This is a genomic window from Candidatus Binatia bacterium (assembly GCA_036382395.1).
Lineage (GTDB): Bacteria > Desulfobacterota > Binatia > HRBIN30 > HRBIN30 > JAGDMS01.
Map to the genome: position 1 here is coordinate 1 of DASVHW010000161.1, position 4,321 is coordinate 4,321.

Consider the following 4,321-nt stretch of genomic DNA (forward strand, 5'->3'; position numbering starts at 1 on the left):
CTCAAGTCCTACGTGAAGCCGACGTTCATCATGCTGCCGTTCAACATCATCAGTGAGCTTTCGCGCACCCTGGCCCTGGCCGTCCGCCTGTTCGGCAACATGATGAGCGGGGCGATGATTATCGCTATTCTGCTCACCATCACGCCCTTCATCTTTCCGATCGTCATGACGGTGCTCGGTCTGCTAACCGGCATGGTGCAGGCCTATATTTTCACCATCCTGGCCGCGGTTTACATCGCGGCCGCCACGCGTGTCCGCAAGCCGGAGCCAAGGCCCGAGGACTGAGACAACTCCGCCAACCACGAAAGGATGCACCATGGATAGCATGACGCTCATCGCAATCGCTTCAATCGTCACCGCCGGCCTGACGATCGCCCTGGGGAGTCTCGGACCTGCGCTCGGCGAAGCGCGTGCGGTCGCCACGGCATTGAGTTCTCTAGCGCAGCAGCCCGACGCCTCCGCCACCATCACGCGGACCCTGTTCGTCGGTCTGGCGATGATCGAGTCCATGGCCATCTACTGCTTCGTGGTCTCGATGATTCTCGTGTTCGCCAACCCGTTCTGGAATCACGTCATCGCCCAAACCGCAGGGAAGTAACCTATGCTCATCGATTGGTTCACCGTCGGTGCGCAAGCGCTCAACTTCGTCATCCTGGTGTGGTTGATGAAGCGTTTTCTTTACAAGCCCATCCTCCACGCCATCGACGCGCGGGAGAAGCGGATCGCTACGGAACTCGCGGACGCCGACGCGAAAAAGGCCGAAGCCCAAAAGGAGCGCGACGAGTTCCAGCACAAGAACGAGGAGTTCGACCAGCAGCGCGCCACACTCTTGAGCCAGGCGACGGAAGAGGCGAAAGCCGAACGTCAGCGGCTCCTCGACGAAGCGCGGCAAGCGGCCGACGCCTTGAGTGCCAAGCGACAGGAAACGCTGAGAAACGACGCCCATAACTTAAATCAAGCCATCCGTCGCCGGACCCAGCAGGAAGTGTTCGCCATCGCGCGAAAGGCGCTGACGGATCTCGCCACGACGAGTTTGGAAGAACGCCTGGGCGAGGTGTTCACTCGCCGCTTGCGAGAGATGGACGGCCAGGCGAAAGCAGGCCTCGCCGAGGCCCTGAAGACAGCGTCTGACCCCGCGCTCGTGCGCAGCGCGTTTGACCTGCCTGCGGAACAACGCGCGGCGATACAAAATGCGCTCAACGAAACCTTCTCGGCCGAAATCCACATCCGGTTCGAGACCGCGCCAGATCTGATCAGCGGCATTGAACTCACCACGAATGGACAAAAGGTGGCGTGGAGCATCGCCGATTATCTGGTGTCGCTGGAAAAAGGCGTCGATGAACTCCTGAAAGAGAAGGACAAAGCCGAGGCTAAACCTGAGGCCAAAGCCGAGCCTAAACCTGAAGAACCTAAGCCCGAAACAAAGAACCATGAACATGGAACCTGAGAGTCTCCAGAACGTGTTCGACAGCGCGTTTGCTGGAATAAGCCAGGTGCGGGAAGCATTCACGCCGCAACTGAGGCCACGGGAAGTGGGCACGATCACGAGCATCGCTACGGGCATCGCAAAAGTCTCCGGCCTCCCCGGGGTGGGTTTTGAGGAGGTGCTGAGGTTTCCCGGCGATTTGTATGGCATCGCATTCAACGTCGATGAAGACGAAATCGGCATCGTTCTGCTGGGCGACTACTGGCAGTTGCATGCGGGCGATGAAGTCGAACGCAGGGGGCACGTGATGGACGTGCCGGTGGGAGACGGATTGGTCGGACGCGTTATTAATCCATTGGGCCGGCCTCTGGACGGCAATGGCCCGGTGGTTTCCAGCGCGCGCCTACCCATCGAACGCACGGCACCGCACATCATGGACCGCGCGCCCGTCACGGTGCCTCTCCAGACCGGCCTCAAAGTCATCGATGCGCTCATTCCCGTTGGGCGCGGCCAGCGCGAGTTGATTCTCGGCGACCGCCAGACGGGCAAGACCGCCATTGCGATCGACACCATCCTCAACCAGCGCGGCCAGAATGTCCTGTGCGTTTATTGTGCCATCGGTCAACGCGCGTCCGCCGTCGCGAAGGCCGTGGCAACCTTGCGGGAAAAGGGCGCGATGGATTACACCATCGTCGTCGTGACCGAGGGCAACGACCCGCCGGGTCTCGCTTACATCGCTCCTTACGCCGCGACCAGCATCGCGGAGTCTTTCATGGAAGCGGGCCGAGATGTGCTGATCGTCTACGACGACCTCACCCATCACGCGCGCGCCTACCGCGAACTCTCTCTCTTGCTGCGCCGTCCGCCCGGTCGCGAAGCGTTTCCCGGCGACATCTTTTATATCCACTCGCGGTTGCTCGAACGTGCGACGCACTTGCGCAAGGAACTCGGCGGCGGCTCCCTTACCGCGCTGCCCATCATCGAAACCGAAGCGCAGGACATTTCCGCCTATATTCCGACCAACTTGATTTCCATCACGGATGGGCAGATCTACCTCTCGCCGTCGCTATTCGAATTGGGCGTGCTGCCCGCGGCCGATGTCGGAAAGTCCGTTTCGCGCGTTGGTGGCAAAGCGCAGCGCGCGGCCTACCGCGTAGTGGCGGGCGACCTCAAGCTCGCCTACGCGCAGTTCGAGGAACTCGAAACCTTTTCCCGGTTCGGAGCCCGCCTGGATGAAGACACCCGCAAGATCATCGAGCACGGACGGCGAATTCGTGCCTGCCTCAAACAGCCGGAATTCGCCCCGGTGTCCGTGCCCGCGCAAATCGCCGTGCTGCTGGCGTTGACCGCAGAACTCTTCGACCGCGTGCCGCTTGACCAGATGACGGACGCCGAGCACGCCCTACGCGAGGCGGCGGCGGATATCCCGGCGGAGGTGCGCGAGCGATTGGATACCGCCGAAAAATTGAGCGACGAGGACCGTGAAACGATTATCCAAATCGCCCGCCAAGCGCTCGCCCATTTCCAACCCAAGCCTGAATCCAAAGCCGAACCCAAGCCTGAGGCCAAGGCCGAGCCTAAGCGTGAACCCGAGGAGAAGTCATGAGCGACACCACGGCGAGTCTGCGCCGAAAGATCGGCGGAGCCGGGGATCTCCAATCCGTCGTCCGCACGATGAAGGCCGTGGCCGCCTCGAGCATCGGACAATACGAGAAATCGGTGCGTGCGTTGGCCGACTACTATCGCACTGTGGAGCTGGGGTTGGGCGCATGCTTCCGGGAAAGCGGGCCGGCGCCCTTGATTGCAGAACGGAAAAGACAGACAGTTGCGGGTGCGATTGGCGCGGTCGTGTTCGGTTCAGACCAGGGACTGGTGGGCCAGTTTAATGAGGTGGTGGCCGATTATGCGGTCAAGACGCTGACGGCTCTGCCGGCCAAACCCGAGGTCTGGGCCGTCGGTGAGCGCGTTCATGCGCGCCTGGCGGACGCGGGCCTGCCGCTGATGGGACTCTTCACGGTGCCGAACTCCGTCAAGGCCATCACCCCGCTCGTCGGCCAGATTCTCGTGGAGAGCGAGACGCGCCACAGCCAGGGTGAAATCACCGAACTCCACCTCTTTTACAACCGCCCCACGTCCGGGGCGGTTTATGCGCCCGTCAGTCAGCGACTGCTACCGCTGGACGAAAACTGGCGACGCAAGCTGGCCGAACTTCGCTGGCCGACAAGAAACTTGCCCGAGGTCATGGGTGGCGGCACCGCGACCTTGCGGGCGCTCATCCGCGAATATCTTTTCGTCTCGCTCTTCCGGGCGTGCGCCGAATCCCTCGCGAGCGAGAACGCGAGCCGCCTGGCGGCGATGCAACGCGCCGACAAAAACATCGACGAATTGCTGGAGGACCTCAACGGGAAATTCCATCGTTTGCGCCAGAGTGGCATCGACGAGGAACTGTTCGACGTCATCTCCGGCTTCGAAGCGCTGAGCGTAGAGGAGAAATGATGCACGTTGGCACAGTCGCCGACGCTGAGCTGGAAATGCTTCAGCACGAATCATTCAGCTACTTTCTGCATGAGATGAATCCAAACAACGGGCTGGTGATCGACAAGACCGCAGCAGATTGGCCTGCCAGTATTGCCGCTACCGGCTTCGCGTTGGCGGCTTACCCGGTGGCTGTCGAGCGGGGATTTATGCCGCGTGCCGCGGCGGTAGAACGAACGCTGACCAGCGAGCGGGTTTTGGCGGGGGGTTGGTTATGACCTGGACAGTGGCACTTTCTCGAACGAGCGTCTACGCCGCGAGGCGTTGGTGTGCCGTGCAAAGACGGCGGTTTCCAGTGGGTGTGAGTCCCACCCGGCAAAGGGTCGCTGCAGCCGGAAGCAGTCGGAGCGGGGAGAGGAG

At 61.5% G+C, this 4,321-nt stretch carries 5 protein-coding genes and 1 pseudogene; all 6 read left to right on the forward strand.

Annotated elements, in window-relative coordinates; genetic code table 11:
* On the forward strand, nt 1-285 hold a 285-nt coding region (locus VF515_07555), incomplete at its 5' end, for a F0F1 ATP synthase subunit A (GenBank protein HEX7407493.1).
* Between the two features lie 31 nt (nt 286-316).
* On the forward strand, nt 317-598 hold the full coding sequence (locus VF515_07560; GenBank protein HEX7407494.1) for a F0F1 ATP synthase subunit C: 282 nt from the start codon (nt 317-319) through the stop codon (nt 596-598).
* 3 nt (nt 599-601) lie between these two features.
* Nucleotides 602-1,447 carry a F0F1 ATP synthase subunit delta gene (locus VF515_07565; GenBank protein HEX7407495.1) on the forward strand — a complete coding sequence of 282 codons (846 nt, stop codon included), beginning with the start codon at nt 602-604 and terminating at the stop codon, nt 1,445-1,447.
* Entirely contained in the window at nt 1,437-3,032 is a 1,596-nt protein-coding gene (locus VF515_07570; GenBank protein ID HEX7407496.1) for an alternate F1F0 ATPase, F1 subunit alpha, read from the forward strand. Before VF515_07565 ends, VF515_07570 begins: the two co-directional genes overlap by 11 nt.
* A complete protein-coding gene (locus tag VF515_07575) occupies nt 3,029-3,922 on the forward strand; it encodes a F0F1 ATP synthase subunit gamma (GenBank protein HEX7407497.1) in 894 nt (297 codons plus the stop codon). The genes VF515_07570 and VF515_07575 overlap by 4 nt, the downstream gene beginning before the upstream one ends.
* Nucleotides 3,919-4,155, forward strand: a pseudogene (locus tag VF515_07580) (hypothetical protein). The gene VF515_07575 and the pseudogene VF515_07580 overlap by 4 nt, the downstream one beginning before the upstream one ends.
* Nucleotides 4,156-4,321: the final 166 nt, after the last annotated feature.